We start from the raw sequence: 17,325 nt of genomic DNA on the forward strand, positions 1-17,325 counted from the left end.
GCCATGCCACCAGACCCGACGCACGGACTCAGACACACGGACTAAAATGCTATGACGGTACTCCAAAGCAAAGTTAACCCACGGTCCGAAGAATTCCAGGCCAACCAGGAATCTATGGCAAAGGCCGTGGCAGACCTGCGGGACAAAGTGACCACCATTCAGCAAGGCGGCGGTCCCTCCTATCAGGAACGCCACATTGCCCGCGGCAAACTGCTCCCTAGGGAGCGCATCAACCGCCTGCTGGACGACGGCAGCCCCTTCCTGGAAGTGGGCCAGTTCGCCGCCTATAACGTCTACGATGAAGAAGTCCCCGCTGCGGGCGTGGTCGCCGGCGTAGGCCGCGTCTCCGGCACCGAATGCATGATCATCGCCAACGACGCCACCGTTAAAGGCGGCAGCTACTACCCGCTGACCGTCAAAAAACATCTGCGTGCCCAGGAAATCGCCCTGCAGAACCGCCTGCCCTGCATCTATCTGGTGGACTCCGGCGGCGCCAACCTGCCCCGGCAGGACGACGTCTTCCCGGACCGCGACCACTTCGGTCGCATCTTCTATAACCAGGCCCGAATGTCCGCCGACGACATCCCCCAGATCGCCGTCGTCATGGGCCTGTGCACCGCCGGCGGTGCCTACGTACCCGCCATGGCTGATGAATCCATCATCGTGCGCAATCAGGGCACCATCTTCCTGGCCGGCCCGCCGCTGGTGAAAGCCGCCACCGGTGAAGTGGTCAGCGCCGAAGACCTCGGCGGCGCCGACGTGCACTGCAAAATCTCCGGCGTGGCCGACCACTACGCCGAGAACGACGCCCACGCCCTGGAAATCGCCCGCAGTTGCATCTCCAACCTTAACCGTCGCAAACCCGCCGACGTGGAGATCCGCAAACCCAAAGCGCCGCTGTTCAATGCCGAAGAAATCTACGGCATCGTCGGCACCGACCTGCGCAAACAGTTCGACGTGCGCGACGTCATCGCCCGCATCGTCGACGGCTCCGAATTCGACGAGTTCAAGCGCTACTACGGCCAGACCCTGGTGACCGGCTTTGCCCATATCCACGGTTACCCGGTGGGCATCATCGCCAACAACGGCATCCTGTTCAGCGAGTCCGCCCAGAAAGGCGCGCACTTCATTGAACTGTGCTGCCAGCGCAACATCCCACTGCTGTTCCTGCAGAACATCACCGGCTTCATGGTCGGGCAAAAACACGAATCCGAAGGCATCGCCAAGCACGGCGCCAAAATGGTCATGGCCGTGGCCTGTGCCGAAGTGCCCAAGATCACCGTACTGATTGGCGGCAGCTTTGGTGCTGGCAACTACGGCATGTGCGGCCGCGCCTACAGCCCCGACTTCCTGTGGATGTGGCCCAACGCCCGCATCTCCGTGATGGGCGGCGAACAGGCCGCCGGCGTGCTCGCCACCGTCAAACGCGAAGGCATGGAGCGCAAAGGCCAGGAGTGGAGTGCCGATGAAGAGGCCGAGTTCAAGAAGCCCATCGTCGACTCCTACGAACACCAGGGCCACCCCTACTACGCCAGTGCCCGCCTGTGGGACGACGGCGTGATCGACCCGGCCCAGACCCGGGAAGTGGTTGCCCTCAGCCTGTCCGCCACCCTTAACCGCCCGGCCAAGCCAACACGCTTCGGCGTGTTCCGGATGTAATCGGGGAGACCGACATGACAGACAACGAATCCGCAGTCCTGCTCAGACAACGGTCTGAAGGCATTGCCGAGGTGGTTCTCAACCGCCCGGACAAGCGCAACGCCTTCGACGACGTAATCATCCAGCAGCTGATCACCGCACTGGAGAGCGTCGACGCCGACGACAACACCAACATCGTCATCCTGCGCTCCGAGGGCAAACACTTCTCGGCCGGGGCCGATCTTGGCTGGATGCGCCGCATGGCGGACAACACCCGTCAGGAAAACCTCGACGACTCGCGGGAACTGGCGCGGCTGATGAACGTGCTTAACCACCTTTCCAAGCCGGTGATCGGCCTGGTTCAGGGTGCTGCTTTCGGCGGCGCCGTCGGCCTCGCGGCCTGCTGTGACATCGTCATCGCCACGGAAAAATCCAGTTTCTGCCTGAGCGAAGTCAAACTTGGCCTGATACCGGCCGTGATCAGCCCTTACGTGGTACGCGCCATCGGCGAGCGCCAGGCCCGCCGTTACTTCCTGTCCGCCGAAGTGTTTACCGCAACGCAGGCGCAGGAATACGGCCTGGTGCACATGGTCTGTGACGATGTTGAGGCCATGGACGCACGCTGCAACGAGATGCTGCAGCAACTGGCCATCAACGGCCCAGAAGCCATGAAAGCGGCGAAAGACCTGGTGTTTGCCGTCAGCCACAAGCCGATCAGCGCCGAGGTGATCGACGATACCGCACAACGCATTGCCGACATCCGGGTGGGTGCCGAAGGGCAGGAAGGGCTCAGCGCCTTCCTGAACAAACGCAAGGCCAACTGGGTTCCGGAGGAAGAATAACCATGTTCAGCAAAATCCTGATCGCCAACCGGGGCGAAATCGCCTGCCGGATCATACAGACCGCCCACCGCATGGGCATTCGCGTGGTCGCCGTCTACTCCGACGCCGACGCCGACGCGCGCCATGTCGCCATGGCGGACGAAGCCTTCAACATCGGCCCCGCCGCCAGTTCCGAGAGCTACCTGAAAGCCGACAAGATCATTGAAGTGGCGAAAGAAAGCGGCGCCCAGGCCGTTCATCCGGGTTACGGATTTCTCTCCGAGAACACCCAGTTCGCCGAAGCCTGCGAAGCCAACAACATCGTGTTCATTGGCCCGCCCTCCTCGGCTATTGCCGCGATGGGCTCCAAGTCCGCCGCCAAGGCCATCATGGAAACAGCCGGCGTGCCCCTGGTGCCGGGTTACCATGGTGACGACCAGTCCCCGGAGACCCTGCGCAAGGAAGCCGAGAAATGCGGTTTCCCACTGCTGCTGAAAGCCGTCGCCGGCGGCGGCGGTAAAGGCATGCGCGTGGTCGAGCGCATGGAAGACTTTGACGACGCCCTGGCCGCCGCCAAGCGGGAATCGAAGAACGCCTTCGGCAACCCGGACATGCTCATCGAACGCTACCTGACCCAGCCACGGCACGTGGAAATCCAGGTGTTCTGTGACAAGAGCGGCAAGGGCGTGTACCTGGCCGAGCGGGACTGCTCCGTGCAGCGCCGCCACCAGAAAGTACTGGAAGAAGCCCCGGCCCCGGGCCTGAGCGACGAAACCCGCAAATCCATGGGCGAAGCCGCGGTCAAAGCCGCCCAGGCCATTGATTACGTCGGTGCCGGCACCGTGGAATTCCTCTACGACGTGGACGGCTCCTTCTTCTTTATGGAGATGAACACCCGCCTGCAGGTGGAGCACCCGGTCACCGAAATGGTCACCGGCCAGGATCTGGTGGAATGGCAGTTGAAAGTCGCCTGGGGCGATGCACTGCCGCTGGAACAGGCCCAGGTAAAAACCCGTGGCCACGCCCTGGAAGCGCGCATCTACGCCGAAGACCCGGACCAGGACTTCCTGCCCGCCACCGGCAACCTGCGCTACCTGAGCACGCCCGATGAAAGCGCCCACGTACGGGTAGACACCGGCGTCACCGAAGGCGACGACATCAGCATCCACTACGACCCGATGATCGCCAAACTGATCGTCTGGGACGAAACCCGGGACCAGGCCATCAACCGCATGGTGCAGGCCCTGGAGCACTACCGCATCGCCGGCGTGAAAACCAACATCCGTTTCCTCCACGCCCTGGCCGACGCCCAGCCGTTCCGGGAAGCGGATCTGACCACCGGCTTTATCGAAGACCACCGCGAACTGCTGTTCCCGAAATCCCGGCTGGACACCCACAAGGCCCTGGTACTGGCTGCCGGCTTTGTGTTGGAACAGCGCAAGTCCCGGGAAGTCATCAGCACCGATCCCTGGTCGCCGTTCGGCCGCCAGAACAGCTGGCGCATGAACTCGGAATACGCCCAGCCCCTGCAACTGCAGGTGGGTGAGGATATCCACGAACTCAAAGTGCTGGAACGGGACGACCGCTATCAGGTATTCGTGGGCGACAGCGTCTACAACCTGACGGCGAAGCTGGACGACGACTACCTGCAGGCGGTCATCAACGGCCACCGCATCAGCGTTCACGGCAACCTGCACAACGATCAACTGGTGCTCTTCTACGAAGGCGACACCTTCCAGTGCATCCTCTACCGCGAAACCTACGGCTTCGAGGAAATGGCCGGTGAAGGCAGCCTGGCCGCGCCCATGAACGGCGCCATCGTGGCGGTACAGACCAAGGTGGGCGACACCGTGACCGCCGGCCAGAGCCTGGTGATCATGGAAGCCATGAAGATGGAGCACGCCATCAAGGCCCCGGCCGACGGCGTGGTGACCGATATCTTCTTCGCCGAAGGCGACCAGGTGTCCGAAGGCGCCGAACTGATCGCCATTGAGGTGAACGCGGACGCAGACGAGGAGGCAAGCTAATGGCCTTTCCCAACCACGTGCGGCTGGTGGAAATGAGCCCCCGGGACGGCCTTCAGAACGAACCCGGCCCGGTGATCGACACCGCCATCAAAACCGGCCTGATCGACCGGCTGGCCGACTGTGGCCTCAACCACATCGAATCCGCCAGCTTCGTGTCGCCGAAATGGGTGCCACAAATGGGCGACGCCGCCGAGGTGATGGCGGGCATCAAGCGTAAAGCCGGTGTGCGCTATTCCGTGCTCACCCCCAACCTCAGGGGCTTCGAAAACGCCCTGGCGGCCGGGGTGGACGAAGTCGCCGTGTTCGGGGCTGCGTCGGAATCCTTCAGCCAGAAAAACATCAACTGCTCCATCGCCGAAAGCCTCGAACGCTTCCTGCCGGTGATGGAAGCCGCCAAACAGCACCACATCCCGGTACGGGGCTACGTCTCCACCGTGCTCGGCTGCCCCTACGAGGGCGACATCGCCCCCGAACAGGTCGCCAAAGTCGCCAAGGCCCTGGCCGAACTCGGCTGCTACGAAATCTCCCTGGGCGACACCATCGGCGTGGGCACCCCGCTGAAAGCCAAACGCATGCTCGAAGCCGTTGCCGCCGAAGTGCCGATTGAGAAACTGGCCGCCCATTTCCATGACACCTACGGCCAGGCACTGGCCAATCTGTACGCGGTTCTGGAAGAAGGCATCTCGGTGATTGATGCTTCCGTCGCCGGCCTCGGTGGCTGTCCCTACGCCAAGGGCGCCTCCGGCAACGTCGCCACCGAAGACGTGCTATACCTTCTGAACGGATTGGGCATCGAGACCGGCGTCGATCTGGACAAATTAGTGGCAACCGGCGAATGGATCAGCGAACAGTTAAAACGCCACAACGGCTCAAAAGTCGGCCAGGCTCTCGGAGGAAATTGCGCATGAACCAGAACAACAACGTCGTCGCCCTGGATCTTCCGATCCCCGAGATCAAGGACATGCCGGAAGACACCCAGAAGTACTTCCAGATCTGCCAGGAAAAACTCGGCATGATCCCCAATGTGCTGACCGCGTACAGCCAGAACCTGAAGCAGCTCGAAGGCTTTACCCGCCTCTACAACGAGCTGATGCTCGGCGAAGGCGAACTCAGCAAACTGGAACGCGAGATGGTCGCTGTTGTCGTGTCCTCCGAGAACAAGTGCTTCTACTGCCTGGTGGCCCACGGTGCTGCCGTGCGGGTACTGAGTGGCGACCCAGTGCTGGGCGAACACATGGTGATGAACTACCGCAGCGCCAAACTCGACAAGCGCCAGCGCGCCATGCTCGATTTCGCCTCGCACCTGACCCGCTCCCCGGCCACCGTTACCGAAGAACACACCCAGGCCCTGCGGGACGCAGGCCTCAGCGACAGTGCCATCTGGGACCTGAGTAACCTGATCGGTTTCTACAACATGTCCAACCGGGTGGCCATCGCCAGCGATATGCAACCGAACCCTGAGTATCACAACCAGAGCCGCTAGCAGGCTGATTCAAACCTGCAGCTCGCCCTCGACGACAACAACAATGGAGGCAGACACCATGAGCATGACTCTTCCCAGCTACACCAGCGGTACCTCCGAAGTACCCCTGCTGGGCATGACCATCGGCGCAATGCTCGACCGCACCGCCGAGAAATACCCGGATACCGAAGCCCTGGTCGCCCTGCACCAGGACATCCGCTGGACCTACAAAGAGTTCGTGGAAAAGGTCAACGAAGCCGCCCGCGCCTTCATCGCCATCGGCGTCAAACGCGGCGACCGCGTGGGCATCTGGTCCCCCAACCGCTACGAGTGGACCGTCACCCAGTTCGCCACCGCCAAAGTGGGCGCCATTCTGGTCAACATCAACCCGGCCTACGGCGTGCATGAGCTGGACTACGCCATGAACCTGTCCGGTATCTCCGTACTGGTGACGGCAGACAGCTTCAAGGCCTCTGACTACCGTAAAATGGTCTACGACCTGGCCCCGGAGCTGAAAGCCGCCACCCCCGGCAAGCTAAAGGCCCAGAAAGTGCCCGAGCTGCGCGCCGTGGTGAACCTGGACAAAGACAAGCACGACGGCATGTGGACCTGGGCCGAGTTCATCGGCTTCGCCGGCGACGTCAGCCAGGAAGAACTGGACAAGGTACAGGACCAATTGCAATTCGATGACCCCATCAATATCCAGTTCACCTCCGGCACCACCGGCAACCCCAAGGGCGCCACCCTTACCCACCACAACATCCTCAACAACGGATACTTTGTGGCGGAGAGCCAGTTGCTCACCGAGAAAGACCGCCTGGTGATTCCCGTGCCCCTGTACCACTGCTTCGGCATGGTGATGGGCAACCTGGGCTGCATCACCCACGGTTCCACCATGATCTACCCGGGGGAAGGCTTCGAGCCCAAATCCGTACTGCAGGCCGTGCACCAGGAAAAAGCCACCGCCCTGTACGGCGTGCCCACCATGTTCATCGCCGAACTGGCCGAGCCGGAGTTTGAAACCTACGACCTCTCCACCCTGCGCACCGGCATCATGGCCGGCTCCATCTGCCCGGCGGAGGTGATGAAAAAGGTCAACGGCAAGATGAACATGAAGGAAGTGCAGATCGCCTACGGCATGACCGAAACCAGCCCGGTTTCCACCCAGACCAGCTCCCTCGACCCCTTCGAGAAACAGGTCACCACCGTGGGCCGCACCCAGCCCCACCTGGAAACCAAAATCGTCGACCCCGGCAACGGCAACGTCGTCCCACGCGGCGAAATCGGCGAACTGTGCACCCGTGGCTACAGCGTGATGCTGAAGTACTGGAACAACGAAGAGAAAACCAGTGAGGCCATCGACGGCGCCGGCTGGATGCACACCGGTGACCTGGCCACCATGGACGAAGACGGCTACATTCAGATCGTCGGCCGCATAAAAGACATGGTCATTCGCGGCGGCGAAAACATCTACCCGAAAGAAATCGAAGAATTCCTCTACACCCACCCCGCCATCGAGGAAGTGCAGGTGACCGGCATCCCCGATGACAAATACGGCGAAGAACTCATCGCCTGGGTGAAGCTGAACCCGGATGCGGACCCGGTGACCGGCGACGAGCTGCGGGAATTCTGCAAGGGCAAGATTGCCCACTTCAAAATCCCCAGGAACTACAAGTTTGTGGATGAATTCCCGATGACGGTTACCGGGAAGATCCAGAAGTTCAAGATGCGGGAGATTTCTATTGAGGAGATGGGGTTGAAGAAGTAACGCCCCTCCTCCAGTCCGTTCCTGCCTCAGACCCCAGCCATGTGCTGGGGTTTGTGCTTTGTGTACTCTGCGTATACGCTTTTAGAGAAATTGGAATCATGAAGCGGTCAAATATCCGCGACCACGGAGATGTCAGCCTAACTGCTGTTAACAGAACCAATAACTTTTGATAGGGAGTAATAGGTGAAAGCAAGGAAAGCAAAAAAGGAAATGCAGGCACTGTTTGAGCAAGGATTCAACAGAGAAGAAATTTTTGAGAGATTTATTGGCAGGGATTTGCCCGAAAAACGTGTGGCGTCATTGGTTGCTTCCTTAAAAGACGACACTCTGTGTCAACTTTACAGCGGCAGGAATAATTTCCTCATTTCAGTAATGTTCGTGCATTCAATTGCGGCTGCTTTTATTGGATACATTGCTGGTTCAGATATGGAAGGCCAGGCGCCGTTGTGGCTGGCTGGTATTGCAGCGTTGATACCTTTGCTGTTCATGTTTGGATTCTACAAATATAACTTAGGGGCATATCTCGCCTTCGTTTTTCTTTCATTGACTCAAATGCCGCGGAGCTTTGAGGGTTTCAATGATGCCCCGGTTGTCGTTGCCTCGGGGCTACTGATTACTATTGGTACTGTTGTACTCGTTTGGCACGTAAAGTCCAAGCTATACCCTTATTTTGGAGTATTTGGTGCCAAGCAACAGGGTGGAAGATTCGACTTTTCCAGCTGACAAGACACGGAAGGCAGGCGCGTGAGACGCGCCGCTTCGTTCAGCGCTATGTTTTTAAGTAGGGGTGATCTATGCCTGACCTCTGTGCTCTTTGTGGCGAAAATCCTGCGACAACACGAGACCATATTCCGCCTCAAGGAATCTACCCAAAACCTAGGGATAACGACATTAATTTCAACATCGTCCCTGCCTGTTCGTCATGCAACAACGGCGCGGCTGTTGAAGATGAGCAGTTTAAGGTTTTCATTGGCATTTCAACCGGGGAGTTTCATGATCAGCCCGAAACTGTCATTAACTCCATAGCCCGAACGATTGGCAACAACCAGAAAATTGCTAATCAAATTTTTGAGACCAAGCGGAACGTATATGCATACCGGCAAAATCAAGTTCTTGAACCTGCCGTTTCTGTCACATTTGATGGAGAGAAGTACTGCAAAGTTGTCAGCAGAATTGTTAGGGGGCTTTACTGGATAGAGCGTGGGAAGGCGCTTGGGTTGGGCTCTAATATAAATATTTTTCCAACTGATCAGATGAAGCCGGATTTTGCAAAGTCGATAAAAGAGTTAATGGATTGCCTTAATCCACACCTCCTTAACAAAAAAACTTTTGTATACAAGGTGTTATTTAATGATGATGGGTCTAGTATCTGGGGAATCCAGTTCTTCGGAAAGCACACCGTTTTTGCGTATGCCGAGCCTCCAAAAGCATAACCAGTGGAGGCACGGCGACGCCCATTGCATTGCGCCTGCGGCTCCATTCCATGGGCGCGCATGCTGCAAACGTTAAATCTACCCAACTTCGAGGTGGGAGCAACATGAACGAGCCGCTGTCATACACGACAACCGTAATGTCATGGAACTTTCTGCTTTCGTCTTTTAGGAATGCTGAAGCGGCTGGAAGTGAAAACGAAACAATAGATCTCAACTTAGAGACGCCGTCGTCCATAGTTCTTTGTGGAATTTCAATCGAGGCGTTCTGTAATGAACTATCGTCACTATCACGTGCGTTTGCTTTTGCTCATGAAAAGCAACATCGTCTCCTAATAGATGATGGCGCGGGTGTTGACCAGGAAACACTGAATCAACTTTGCTCACTTAGTCAGGATGGCTCCGGATCATTCTATGATCGCTATAAACGAGTCATAAAACTTTTCGGTGAAAAGAGTCCCGCGTTTTTAGAGGAGCTAGTTCACCTCAAAAATCTCAGAGATGCGTTGGTGCATTTTAGGTCCTGCGACGTTCCTATTGGAGAGGGAGAAGACGGTGTCATTCGATACTCACAAGAAGTTCCGACAGTCCTCCGTTCGTTAAAGAAAAAGAAAGTATCGGGCCGAGAGTTAGTCGCAGTGAGTGAGGATTCTGAATGGACGCTGAGGGTATCAACCAGCGCCATGGCCATCTGGGCGCTCAATCTGACATGCGACGCTATTTTGTTCCTTTTGGATTCTTTGCCTGACAAATCATTTAAGGAATTTGTACTTCAAGCATATAGACCCAGAGACACACATTATAGAGATCTATTCTCCAAGGGAAAAAGCCAAGTTTTGGATTGGCAGAATCAGATATTTGTGTGAAGTGCAGGTAGGATTTAACCAGTGAATCAAACTGACCGCTTTGTGCTGGCGCTCAAAAAGGCGGCTTAATCAGAGCGTTGGGCCTTATAGGAGGAACAATGACGTACCAAGCAACCATAGTTAATGTGATGATTGCTTCTCCGTCGGACGTAGCGCAGGAACGCCGCTTGGTTCGAGATGTGATCGGGGATTGGAATGCAGTTCATACCGAGGACAAGAAAGTCGTCTTGATGCCAGTTGGTTGGGAAAGCCATTCATCTCCGCATATGGGCCAACGCCCACAGGAAGTAATCAATAATCAAATTCTCGCCAAGTGCGATCTTTTAATCGCCGCTTTTTGGACGAGAATCGGTAGTCCTACCGGTGAGGCTCCAAGCGGAACTGTGGAAGAAATCGAAGAGCACATCAAAACCGGCAAACCAGCGATGCTCTATTTCTCTTCTGCCCCCGTTCATCCGGATAGCGTCGACAATGAGCAATATTCCGCACTCAAAAAGTTTAAGAATGAGTGTCGCCAAAAGGGGCTTGTTGAAGAATATGAATCGGTGACCGAGTTCAGAGAAAAGCTTACTCGGCAGCTGGCTCAAACCATAAATAGGAATTTTTCACCTATTCGTTCCGAAGAAAGTGAGGGCGCTGAATTATCCCATCTACCAGGATCGGAGGTCACTCTCACGGAAGGGGCGAAAGAGCTGTTGTTCGAAGCAGCACAAGACGAAACTGGGGTGATAATGCGACTCGGCACCATGGAAGGAACGCATGTTCAGACGAATAGTAGGGAGTTCAGTGATCTCGGTGATCCGAGGTCAGAGGCAAAATGGCGGGCTGCGGTAGATGAGCTACACGGGGGAAACCTTATTGAGGATAGAGGCGGAAAAGGTGAAGTGTTCTTCATGACTAATAAAGGCTATGAGGTTGTAGAGAAATTAGAATCAACTACCTGAAAGCCCAACAAGTCTGGCGCGGAAGATGTCGACATTGTTGATTACCATTAGGAGGTAACTCATGCGCAACATTGATGCTGTAAAACCAGGCGAGTTACTGAAAGAAGAGTTCCTTGGGCCGATGGGTATTTCTCAATACCGCCTGGCTAAAGAAATTGGGGTGCCTGCTCAGAGAATAGGCCAGATCATCGCGGGAAAGCGTTCGATTACCGCAGACACGGACCTGCGACTTTGTCGCTTCTTTGGTTTGTCCAATGGCTACTGGTTGCGAGCTCAGGCAGCCTACGACACTGAGATTGCCGAAGATGCCCTAGAGGATCAGTTGAAGAATATTCGTCCGTGGACTGCTGTATCCCAAATCGCTCACAGGGCATAACCTCGACTTACCCCGGTGCACCGCACCCGAAAAATCACACGATTGTCGAAAACCACGGCGCCTATTTCAGTAGTGGTATCGAAGCTGGGCAACGAGCAAAGCGTCATCCGTGACCTTGTAAACGATGCGGTGTTCTTCATTAATTCGGCGGGACCAGTAACCGGCGAGGCTGTGTTTGAGGGGTTCCGGTTTGCCGACCCCCTCAAACGGATCTCGTTTGGTTTCCTTGATAAGCTTGTTGATTCGATTCAGGATCTTTTTGTCGGTTTTCTGCCAGTACAGATAGTCTTCCCAGGCGTTCTCGGAGAAGATCAGTTTCATTCGAGAAGTTCCTTTTCTTGGCCACCGCCTTGCTCCAGCTCGGCAACGGATTCCAGCAAACGCCGGGCGTTTTTGGGTGCGCGCAGGAGGTAGGCAGTCTCTTGCAACGCCTCATAGTCCTCAAGGGAGATCATGACCACGGATTGCGCCTTGCTCCGGGTGATAATCACAGGAGAATGGTCTTCACAGACCTGCTCCATGGTTTTTGCCAGATTGGTTCTGGCGGCTGTGTAGCTAATGGCATCCATAAGGCCACTCCTGTACAGGATTTTAATCATGTACAGAATATCGTACCTATAGATATTTAACAATCGGCTGCATATGCTGCCAACGCTATTTGCTTAAGGAGAAGCAGTTTGAACATTACGGATTTACCCTTTGGGGTGACTGACTGGTCTGAAATTGAGAGAACGGAACATTCAGGGGAGAGGGGTATGGCTTACTGGCAGACCCGTACTTTCGGAGACATTCGCGTTCGTATGGTTGAGTACAGCCCTGGCTACATCGCCGACCATTGGTGTGCCAAAGGGCACATTCTTCTTTGCCTGGACGGAGAACTCGATACCGAACTCAAGGACGGGCGTTCCTTTACGCTCACCCCTGGAACAAGCTATCAGGTAGCAGACAACGCTGAACTCCATCGATCCTCAACGGAGCGCGGCGCCAGGCTATTCGTGGTGGATTAGAATCAGATATCCAGATCACACATAGGGCGTCAATACATGAAATGCATCAAGGACTGAGGCATGGTCATCGCTGAAACACCCAGATTGTTACTGCGTGAGTTTTCATCAGATGATGTTGGCGCACTTGCAGAAATTCTCCGTGATCCGAAGGTAATGGAGTTTTCGACCAATGGGCCATGCACCGAGGATGATACCCGGCAGTTTATCGACTGGTGCTTAGATTCATACCAGGATCATGGTTTTGGTCAGTGGGCTGTTGTTGATCGTCTTTCTGGGTCGATTATTGGTTTTTGCGGGTTGAGCCACGTAGAGCTTGATGGCGGTCAGGAAATAGAAATTGGTTACCGCCTTGCGCCGAGTTTATGGGGGCAAGGCCTGGCGTCTGAGGCTGCAGAGGCGGCGGTGGAGTATGGCTTCTCGCACTGTCACATTGACTCGATCGTAGCGATCATCGCAACCCGCCACGTCGTTTCCGCTGGTGTGGCGGAGAAGGTGGGGTTCAGGATTGATACCCGTACCAAATACCGTGGCTGGGACGTTCTTATCTACCGCAAACGCCCTACGGCGAGTGCCTAAGCCACATAGCCTTGGCAAACGCACCGGCCACATAACATGCTAACGGAGAGCAAGGATGCAATTTCAAACAATCCCGATTATCCGAATTTTTGATGAGGCAAAGGCCAGGGAATTCTATCTGGAGTTCCTCGGCATGTCGGTCGACTGGGAGCACCGCTTCGAGGAAGGCTTTCCCCTCTATATGCAGGTTTCCAGAGGTGACCTCGTTCTTCATCTCAGCGAGCACTCAGGGGACTGCACGCCCGGCTCCAAAACGTTCGTGAATACGGATGATCTTGAGGCCCTTTTCGATGAAGTAACCTCGCGTGGTTACCGCTACAGTCGCCCAGAGATTACGACAGCCTCATGGGGTGACAGGATATTCGAGGTGGTAGACCCGTTTTCAAACAGAATTCTGTTCAATGAGCGCACGTCTACCACATAACCATGACGCGCCTGAGAAAACCGGAACAGCTTTATTTCCTTACCGCATCAAAGAAAATCGCTCGATTGTCGAAAACCGCGATACCCAGTCGACTATCCGATGAGCCTGTCAAAGGTTTTTGATAAAACAACGATCGGGAGAAACGCCATGAAATACATGCTATTGGCCTACGGAAACGAAGAGAAATTCAACCAGATGAGCAAAGACGAGCTGGCCGAGGTTGGAGAGAAGTGCAAGGGCTTTGACGCCGAGATGCAGGCGGCGGGCGAGGTCACATGGGGTGGGAGCCTGAGCTGGAGCTCGAAGTCGATGCGCCTCAAGGAGGGCAAACTGGTAGTCACCGACGGGCCGTTCGCGGAAACCAAGGAGGTTGTGGGCGGCGTGGTGATCATCGAAGCGCCAGACTTCGACGCAGCGGTGAAGCTCGCCTCGCTACACCCGGCAGCGCGTATGGGCGAGGAGTTGGGCTGGGGCATCGAGCTCCGCCCGATGGACCACTGCCCCGCGATCCGCGAAGCAGCTTCTAACGCTCGTCTTCAGACGTAAGGCTGATCCAACTATGGCAGAATTAGTGGAATTTCAGACCGAACGACTACGCTTGCGCCAATGGCGCGACAGCGCTCGCACCGTGTCATGGAGCGCATCGGCATGACGTACAGCGGCGAGTTTGAGCATCCCAGCTTGCCCGAGAATAGCCCGTTGCGGCCACATGTGCTTTACCGGTTGCAACGAGAGCAGTGGGAAGTAGAAAAGCCTAACCATTAGCCCCAGTTTGTACTGGACTTACCCTGGAGCACGCCATGTCAGAAATCGCCAACACCCCCAAGCCCCCCTACTACGCTGTCATTTTCAGCAGTCACCGCACCGAGGGCGACAACGGCTACGGCGAAATGGCCGAGCGAATGGCTGAACTGGCGGCGCAACAACCCGGCTATCTGGGTATGGAATCCGCCCGGGAGGGGCTGGGCATTACGGTGTCCTACTGGGAAAGCCTTGAGGCTATTCGCAACTGGAAGCAGAACGCGGAGCATCAGGAGGCCCAGCGGCTTGGGCATCAACAATGGTATTCGAGTTTTCGGGTGCGGATTGCGAAGGTGGAGCGGGAATATGGTATTTAAGTCATCGTACCGCATCGAGCTCCGCCCGATGGACCACTGCCCTGCAATCCGCGAGGCGGAGGCTGATGGAGAACACGGGGAGCTGCTATGACCGTTGAACTTGACCACATGATCGTTCCAGCCCGGGATAGAAAGGCTGCAGCCGAATTGCTTGCCTTCATTCTGGGGGTGCCTTGGGCAGAGTCGGGAGTGGGCCCGTTTTGTCCAGTCTTTGTAAACGAGGGGTTAACCCTCGACTTCGATCAAGCCGATGGACACTTTCCCGTGCAGCACTACTGTTTTCGTGTGAGCGAGTCCGAGTTCGACGACATCTTGGCGAGAATCAGGGACAGAGGAATCGAGTACAGAAGTACCCCACACGGTCCAGTGGATATGCAGATCAACACACAACACGGCGGTCGTATCGTTTATTGGAACGAACCTGATGGCCACGTATGGGAGATCTTGACGGTCAGCTATGCGCGCCAACCATAGAACAAACCAACAAGTGCCTAACTAGGCGCATGTAGTCGGGCTGGTTATCCGCCACTCTCAATCGCCACGCTGGAACGCATCACGGCCTTGTCCCGCCCCGGTGGCGCCCCAAACAGTTTGCGGTAATCGCGGCTGAACTGGGACGGACTTTCATAGCCGACCCGGTAGCCAATACTCGCCACTTCCTGATCGCTTAACAGCAGCCGCCGGGCTTCCTGCAGGCGCACCAGCTTCTGGAACTGCACAGGCGTCAACCGGGTGATGCTCTTGAAATGCCGGTGGAAGGTCGCCGGGCTCATACTCGCCATCGCCGCCAGTTCGGCCACCCGGAAGGGCTGTTGGTAGTTTGCCTGCATCCAGGCAGTTACCCGGCCAATACGAGCAGTGTCGCTGTCCTTCAGGCCGACCTGCTGCAGGGCCGGCCCCAGCGGCGAACGCAATACCCGCCAACAGATTTCCCGACGGACAAGCGGCTCCAGCACTTCACGGTCATCCGGTTGATCAAGCAACCGGAGCAGGCGAATGACAGGATCGTACAGTTCATCCGGCATCCCGGCCGTGGACAGTGCCGGTTGTTTTGGGCACCGATACGCCATTTCCGGATGGGTCACCAGCAGCTCGGAAATCATCGCCGGATCAATCGACAGGCTCAGCGCCAGATACGGCTTGTCCGAGGTGGCCTGCACGATCCGGGAGTTCACTGGCACGTTGACGGACGCCAGTAGGCACTCGCCCTGGCGATAATGAAAGGCCGACTCCCCAACCGCCGTCACCTTGGCTCCCTGCAATACGATGCAGAACGAGGTCTGGTAAAGGGCCCGGATGGTGCCACTGGGTTCCAGGGCGCGGGTCACGCGCAAACCGTCGATCGCGCTCTCCGGGCCGTGGGCCTGCCATTGCTGCTCGACAAGATCACGGAGCTGGCTCAGGGATGGGTTGTCCGGCTGCATTGGAATCACGTTGGGCTGGGCGGTCATAGTAGCCTCCTGTTCTGATCGGATCATAGACTGTCCGGCGTCGCACTTCAGCAGGGGTACCCTCGGATTGAGATCAGGTTGCGAGGATTGTGCAATCCTCTGAGAGTTTCCGCCAACCCGCTTGGCCGTGCGTCGCCTAGTATGAACCCACTGCCCTGCTCCGGCAGGTTCCTCCATAACGAAAAGGTGATCGGCTATGACAACGCCCAACTTACCCCAATCCACCCATGACGCACCCCTGCGCCTGCGGACGCTGGGCAACTCGGGGCTGTTTGTATCGGAACTGTGCCTGGGCACCATGACCTTCGGCGGCGGGGACGATATGTGGGGGCTGATCGGCCAGTTGCAGCAGGAACAGGCCGATGAGCTGATGAAGACGGCTCTAGAGGCGGGCATCAACTTTATCGATACCGCCAATGTGTACGGTGGTGGTGCCAGTGAACGTATCGTGGGCCAGTCCCTGAAGAATCTGAGCGTCCACCGCGAAGATGTCGTACTGGCCACCAAGGTGCTCGGCCCGATGGGCGAAGGCCCCAACGCCCGTGGCGCTTCCCGTGGCCACATTATGAGCGAGTGCAAGGCAAGCCTGCAGCGACTGCAAACCGACTATATTGATCTGTACCAGATCCACGGCTTCGACCCGGCGACGCCGATAGAGGAGACCCTGGAGGCGCTGAACACCCTGGTGCAGCATGGCCACGTCCGTTACGTTGGCCTGTCGAACTGGGCCGCCTGGCAGGTGATGAAAGCCGTTGGCATTACCCGAGCCCGCCGCCTGTGCCCGATTCTGTCGCTGCAGGCTTACTACACCCTCGTGGGCCGGGACCTAGAACGGGAAGTGATCCCCATGCTGGAATCCGAAAACATCGGCCTGATGGTGTGGAGCCCACTTGCGGGCGGCTACCTCTCCGGCAAGTACGAAGGGCCGGACGCCTCCGAGGAGAACCGGCGCGCCAAGTTTGATTTCCCGCCCGTCAACCGGGAGCGTGGCAGCGCTGTCATCGCCGTGATGCGGGAGATTGCCACCGGCAAGAAGGTCGACGGCCAGCCCGTCAGTGTGGCTCAGATTGCGCTTGCCTGGCTGTTGCACCAGAACGCCGTGACCAGTGTGATTGTCGGGGCCAAGCGGGTAGACCAGTTGCGGGACAATCTCCTGGCGGCACAGATCCGGTTCTCAGCCGACGAACTGGCAGCCCTGGATGAGGTCAGCCGCCTGCCAGCGGAGTATCCGGGCTGGATGCTGGAGCGACAGGGGGCTTATCGGGCGCATATGAAGGCGTGATATTTGACTTGAGAGTGTTGGCGGTACCCACGGAACGTATCCGTGGCAGCTTGTCAGCAAGCCGCCATCATGCTTCACTTTCCGGGTTCGCACCTACACCCCAACCGGAGACGACCCTATGCCCACCCCAGTCAC

Annotated in this window: 21 protein-coding genes; 18 read left to right on the forward strand and 3 right to left on the reverse strand. The window is 56.9% G+C overall.

Translation table 11 applies throughout. The features are described 5' to 3' along the window. The first annotated feature begins 51 nt into the window (after window positions 1-51). The 11 genes from MDG893_RS14175 to MDG893_RS14225 all read left to right on the forward strand — a co-directional run bounded on the left by MDG893_RS14175 (window position 52) and on the right by MDG893_RS14225 (window position 11,332). The gene (locus MDG893_RS14175) at window positions 52-1,659 is read left to right on the forward strand and encodes a carboxyl transferase domain-containing protein (protein WP_007154496.1); all 1,608 of its coding nucleotides are present in this window, start codon (window positions 52-54) and stop codon (window positions 1,657-1,659) included. A gap of 14 nt (window positions 1,660-1,673) precedes the next feature. Next, window positions 1,674-2,480, forward strand: a complete 807-nt coding sequence (locus MDG893_RS14180) for an enoyl-CoA hydratase-related protein (RefSeq protein ID WP_007154497.1) — start codon at window positions 1,674-1,676, stop codon at window positions 2,478-2,480. A gap of 2 nt (window positions 2,481-2,482) precedes the next feature. Beyond that, a complete protein-coding gene (locus MDG893_RS14185) occupies window positions 2,483-4,486 on the forward strand; it encodes an acetyl/propionyl/methylcrotonyl-CoA carboxylase subunit alpha (protein ID WP_007154498.1) in 2,004 nt (667 codons plus the stop codon). Beyond that, window positions 4,486-5,394 carry a hydroxymethylglutaryl-CoA lyase gene (locus MDG893_RS14190; protein ID WP_007154499.1) on the forward strand — a complete coding sequence of 303 codons (909 nt, stop codon included), beginning with the start codon at window positions 4,486-4,488 and terminating at the stop codon, window positions 5,392-5,394. The genes MDG893_RS14185 and MDG893_RS14190 overlap by 1 nt, the downstream gene beginning before the upstream one ends. Beyond that, window positions 5,391-5,969, forward strand: coding sequence for a peroxidase-related enzyme (locus tag MDG893_RS14195; protein WP_007154500.1), 579 nt, complete (start codon window positions 5,391-5,393; stop codon window positions 5,967-5,969). The genes MDG893_RS14190 and MDG893_RS14195 overlap by 4 nt, the downstream gene beginning before the upstream one ends. Window positions 5,970-6,033: 64 nt before the next feature. Beyond that, on the forward strand, window positions 6,034-7,716 hold the full coding sequence (locus MDG893_RS14200; RefSeq protein WP_244264435.1) for an AMP-binding protein: 1,683 nt from the start codon (window positions 6,034-6,036) through the stop codon (window positions 7,714-7,716). 183 nt (window positions 7,717-7,899) lie between these two features. Continuing rightward, the gene (locus MDG893_RS14205) at window positions 7,900-8,439 is read left to right on the forward strand and encodes a hypothetical protein (protein ID WP_157132849.1); all 540 of its coding nucleotides are present in this window, start codon (window positions 7,900-7,902) and stop codon (window positions 8,437-8,439) included. Window positions 8,440-8,510: 71 nt separating this feature from the next. Then, window positions 8,511-9,149: an HNH endonuclease gene (locus MDG893_RS20520; protein ID WP_007154503.1), complete on the forward strand. Its 639-nt coding sequence runs from the start codon at window positions 8,511-8,513 to the stop codon at window positions 9,147-9,149. A 104-nt stretch (window positions 9,150-9,253) separates the two neighbouring features. Continuing rightward, a complete protein-coding gene (locus MDG893_RS14215) occupies window positions 9,254-10,012 on the forward strand; it encodes a hypothetical protein (protein ID WP_007154504.1) in 759 nt (252 codons plus the stop codon). 98 nt (window positions 10,013-10,110) lie between these two features. Next, window positions 10,111-10,956 carry a hypothetical protein gene (locus MDG893_RS14220; protein ID WP_007154505.1) on the forward strand — a complete coding sequence of 282 codons (846 nt, stop codon included), beginning with the start codon at window positions 10,111-10,113 and terminating at the stop codon, window positions 10,954-10,956. A 61-nt stretch (window positions 10,957-11,017) separates the two neighbouring features. Beyond that, window positions 11,018-11,332: a HigA family addiction module antitoxin gene (locus tag MDG893_RS14225; RefSeq protein ID WP_007154506.1), complete on the forward strand. Its 315-nt coding sequence runs from the start codon at window positions 11,018-11,020 to the stop codon at window positions 11,330-11,332. A 66-nt stretch (window positions 11,333-11,398) separates the two neighbouring features. Here MDG893_RS14225 and MDG893_RS14230 read toward each other — a convergent pair whose 3' ends face one another. Then, the gene (locus tag MDG893_RS14230; RefSeq protein WP_007154507.1) at window positions 11,399-11,653 is read right to left on the reverse strand and encodes a Txe/YoeB family addiction module toxin; all 255 of its coding nucleotides are present in this window, start codon (window positions 11,651-11,653) and stop codon (window positions 11,399-11,401) included. Beyond that, the gene (locus MDG893_RS14235) at window positions 11,650-11,901 is read right to left on the reverse strand and encodes a type II toxin-antitoxin system Phd/YefM family antitoxin (RefSeq protein ID WP_007154508.1); all 252 of its coding nucleotides are present in this window, start codon (window positions 11,899-11,901) and stop codon (window positions 11,650-11,652) included. Before MDG893_RS14235 ends, MDG893_RS14230 begins: the two co-directional genes overlap by 4 nt. A 108-nt stretch (window positions 11,902-12,009) precedes the next feature. On the opposite strand from MDG893_RS14235, the gene MDG893_RS14240 reads away from it, so the two are divergent. From MDG893_RS14240 to MDG893_RS14265, 6 genes are all read left to right on the forward strand, one after another. After that, the gene (locus tag MDG893_RS14240) at window positions 12,010-12,339 is read left to right on the forward strand and encodes a DHCW motif cupin fold protein (protein ID WP_007154509.1); all 330 of its coding nucleotides are present in this window, start codon (window positions 12,010-12,012) and stop codon (window positions 12,337-12,339) included. A gap of 60 nt (window positions 12,340-12,399) precedes the next feature. Continuing rightward, the gene (locus tag MDG893_RS14245) at window positions 12,400-12,915 is read left to right on the forward strand and encodes a GNAT family N-acetyltransferase (RefSeq protein WP_007154510.1); all 516 of its coding nucleotides are present in this window, start codon (window positions 12,400-12,402) and stop codon (window positions 12,913-12,915) included. 55 nt (window positions 12,916-12,970) lie between these two features. After that, the gene (locus MDG893_RS14250) at window positions 12,971-13,339 is read left to right on the forward strand and encodes a glyoxalase superfamily protein (protein WP_007154511.1); all 369 of its coding nucleotides are present in this window, start codon (window positions 12,971-12,973) and stop codon (window positions 13,337-13,339) included. Between the two features lie 147 nt (window positions 13,340-13,486). Continuing rightward, complete coding sequence (locus MDG893_RS14255; protein WP_050776510.1) at window positions 13,487-13,885, forward strand: YciI family protein; 399 nt, start codon at window positions 13,487-13,489, stop codon at window positions 13,883-13,885. Window positions 13,886-14,139: 254 nt separating this feature from the next. Continuing rightward, on the forward strand, window positions 14,140-14,457 hold the full coding sequence (locus MDG893_RS14260; RefSeq protein ID WP_007154514.1) for an antibiotic biosynthesis monooxygenase family protein: 318 nt from the start codon (window positions 14,140-14,142) through the stop codon (window positions 14,455-14,457). 87 nt (window positions 14,458-14,544) lie between these two features. Next, window positions 14,545-14,931, forward strand: coding sequence for a VOC family protein (locus MDG893_RS14265; RefSeq protein WP_007154515.1), 387 nt, complete (start codon window positions 14,545-14,547; stop codon window positions 14,929-14,931). Between the two features lie 44 nt (window positions 14,932-14,975). Here MDG893_RS14265 and MDG893_RS14270 read toward each other — a convergent pair whose 3' ends face one another. Then, window positions 14,976-15,908, reverse strand: coding sequence for an AraC family transcriptional regulator (locus MDG893_RS14270; RefSeq protein ID WP_007154516.1), 933 nt, complete (start codon window positions 15,906-15,908; stop codon window positions 14,976-14,978). A gap of 196 nt (window positions 15,909-16,104) precedes the next feature. On the opposite strand from MDG893_RS14270, the gene MDG893_RS14275 reads away from it, so the two are divergent. Then, complete coding sequence (locus MDG893_RS14275; protein WP_007154517.1) at window positions 16,105-17,190, forward strand: aldo/keto reductase; 1,086 nt, start codon at window positions 16,105-16,107, stop codon at window positions 17,188-17,190. Window positions 17,191-17,325: the final 135 nt, after the last annotated feature.

It is taken from the genome of Marinobacter algicola DG893 (assembly GCF_000170835.1).
GTDB classification, from domain to species: Bacteria; Pseudomonadota; Gammaproteobacteria; order Pseudomonadales; family Oleiphilaceae; genus Marinobacter; species Marinobacter algicola.

What these genes read in the sequence shown, in the direction of transcription:
- MDG893_RS14175 (WP_007154496.1), top strand. Translation starts at nt 52, where the DNA reads ATGACGGTACTCCAAAGCAAAGTTAACCCACGGTCCGAAGAATTCCAG.
- MDG893_RS14180 (WP_007154497.1), top strand. Translation starts at nt 1,674, where the DNA reads ATGACAGACAACGAATCCGCAGTCCTGCTCAGACAACGGTCTGAAGGC.
- MDG893_RS14185 (WP_007154498.1), top strand. Translation starts at nt 2,483, where the DNA reads ATGTTCAGCAAAATCCTGATCGCCAACCGGGGCGAAATCGCCTGCCGG.
- MDG893_RS14190 (WP_007154499.1), top strand. Translation starts at nt 4,486, where the DNA reads ATGGCCTTTCCCAACCACGTGCGGCTGGTGGAAATGAGCCCCCGGGAC.
- MDG893_RS14195 (WP_007154500.1), top strand. Translation starts at nt 5,391, where the DNA reads ATGAACCAGAACAACAACGTCGTCGCCCTGGATCTTCCGATCCCCGAG.
- MDG893_RS14200 (WP_244264435.1), top strand. Translation starts at nt 6,034, where the DNA reads ATGACTCTTCCCAGCTACACCAGCGGTACCTCCGAAGTACCCCTGCTG.
- MDG893_RS20520 (WP_007154503.1), top strand. Translation starts at nt 8,511, where the DNA reads ATGCCTGACCTCTGTGCTCTTTGTGGCGAAAATCCTGCGACAACACGA.
- MDG893_RS14215 (WP_007154504.1), top strand. Translation starts at nt 9,254, where the DNA reads ATGAACGAGCCGCTGTCATACACGACAACCGTAATGTCATGGAACTTT.
- MDG893_RS14220 (WP_007154505.1), top strand. Translation starts at nt 10,111, where the DNA reads ATGACGTACCAAGCAACCATAGTTAATGTGATGATTGCTTCTCCGTCG.
- MDG893_RS14225 (WP_007154506.1), top strand. Translation starts at nt 11,018, where the DNA reads ATGCGCAACATTGATGCTGTAAAACCAGGCGAGTTACTGAAAGAAGAG.
- MDG893_RS14230 (WP_007154507.1), bottom strand. Translation starts at nt 11,653, where the DNA reads ATGAAACTGATCTTCTCCGAGAACGCCTGGGAAGACTATCTGTACTGG.
- MDG893_RS14235 (WP_007154508.1), bottom strand. Translation starts at nt 11,901, where the DNA reads ATGGATGCCATTAGCTACACAGCCGCCAGAACCAATCTGGCAAAAACC.
- MDG893_RS14245 (WP_007154510.1), top strand. Translation starts at nt 12,400, where the DNA reads ATGGTCATCGCTGAAACACCCAGATTGTTACTGCGTGAGTTTTCATCA.
- MDG893_RS14250 (WP_007154511.1), top strand. Translation starts at nt 12,971, where the DNA reads ATGCAATTTCAAACAATCCCGATTATCCGAATTTTTGATGAGGCAAAG.
- MDG893_RS14255 (WP_050776510.1), top strand. Translation starts at nt 13,487, where the DNA reads ATGAAATACATGCTATTGGCCTACGGAAACGAAGAGAAATTCAACCAG.
- MDG893_RS14260 (WP_007154514.1), top strand. Translation starts at nt 14,140, where the DNA reads ATGTCAGAAATCGCCAACACCCCCAAGCCCCCCTACTACGCTGTCATT.
- MDG893_RS14265 (WP_007154515.1), top strand. Translation starts at nt 14,545, where the DNA reads ATGACCGTTGAACTTGACCACATGATCGTTCCAGCCCGGGATAGAAAG.
- MDG893_RS14270 (WP_007154516.1), bottom strand. Translation starts at nt 15,908, where the DNA reads ATGACCGCCCAGCCCAACGTGATTCCAATGCAGCCGGACAACCCATCC.
- MDG893_RS14275 (WP_007154517.1), top strand. Translation starts at nt 16,105, where the DNA reads ATGACAACGCCCAACTTACCCCAATCCACCCATGACGCACCCCTGCGC.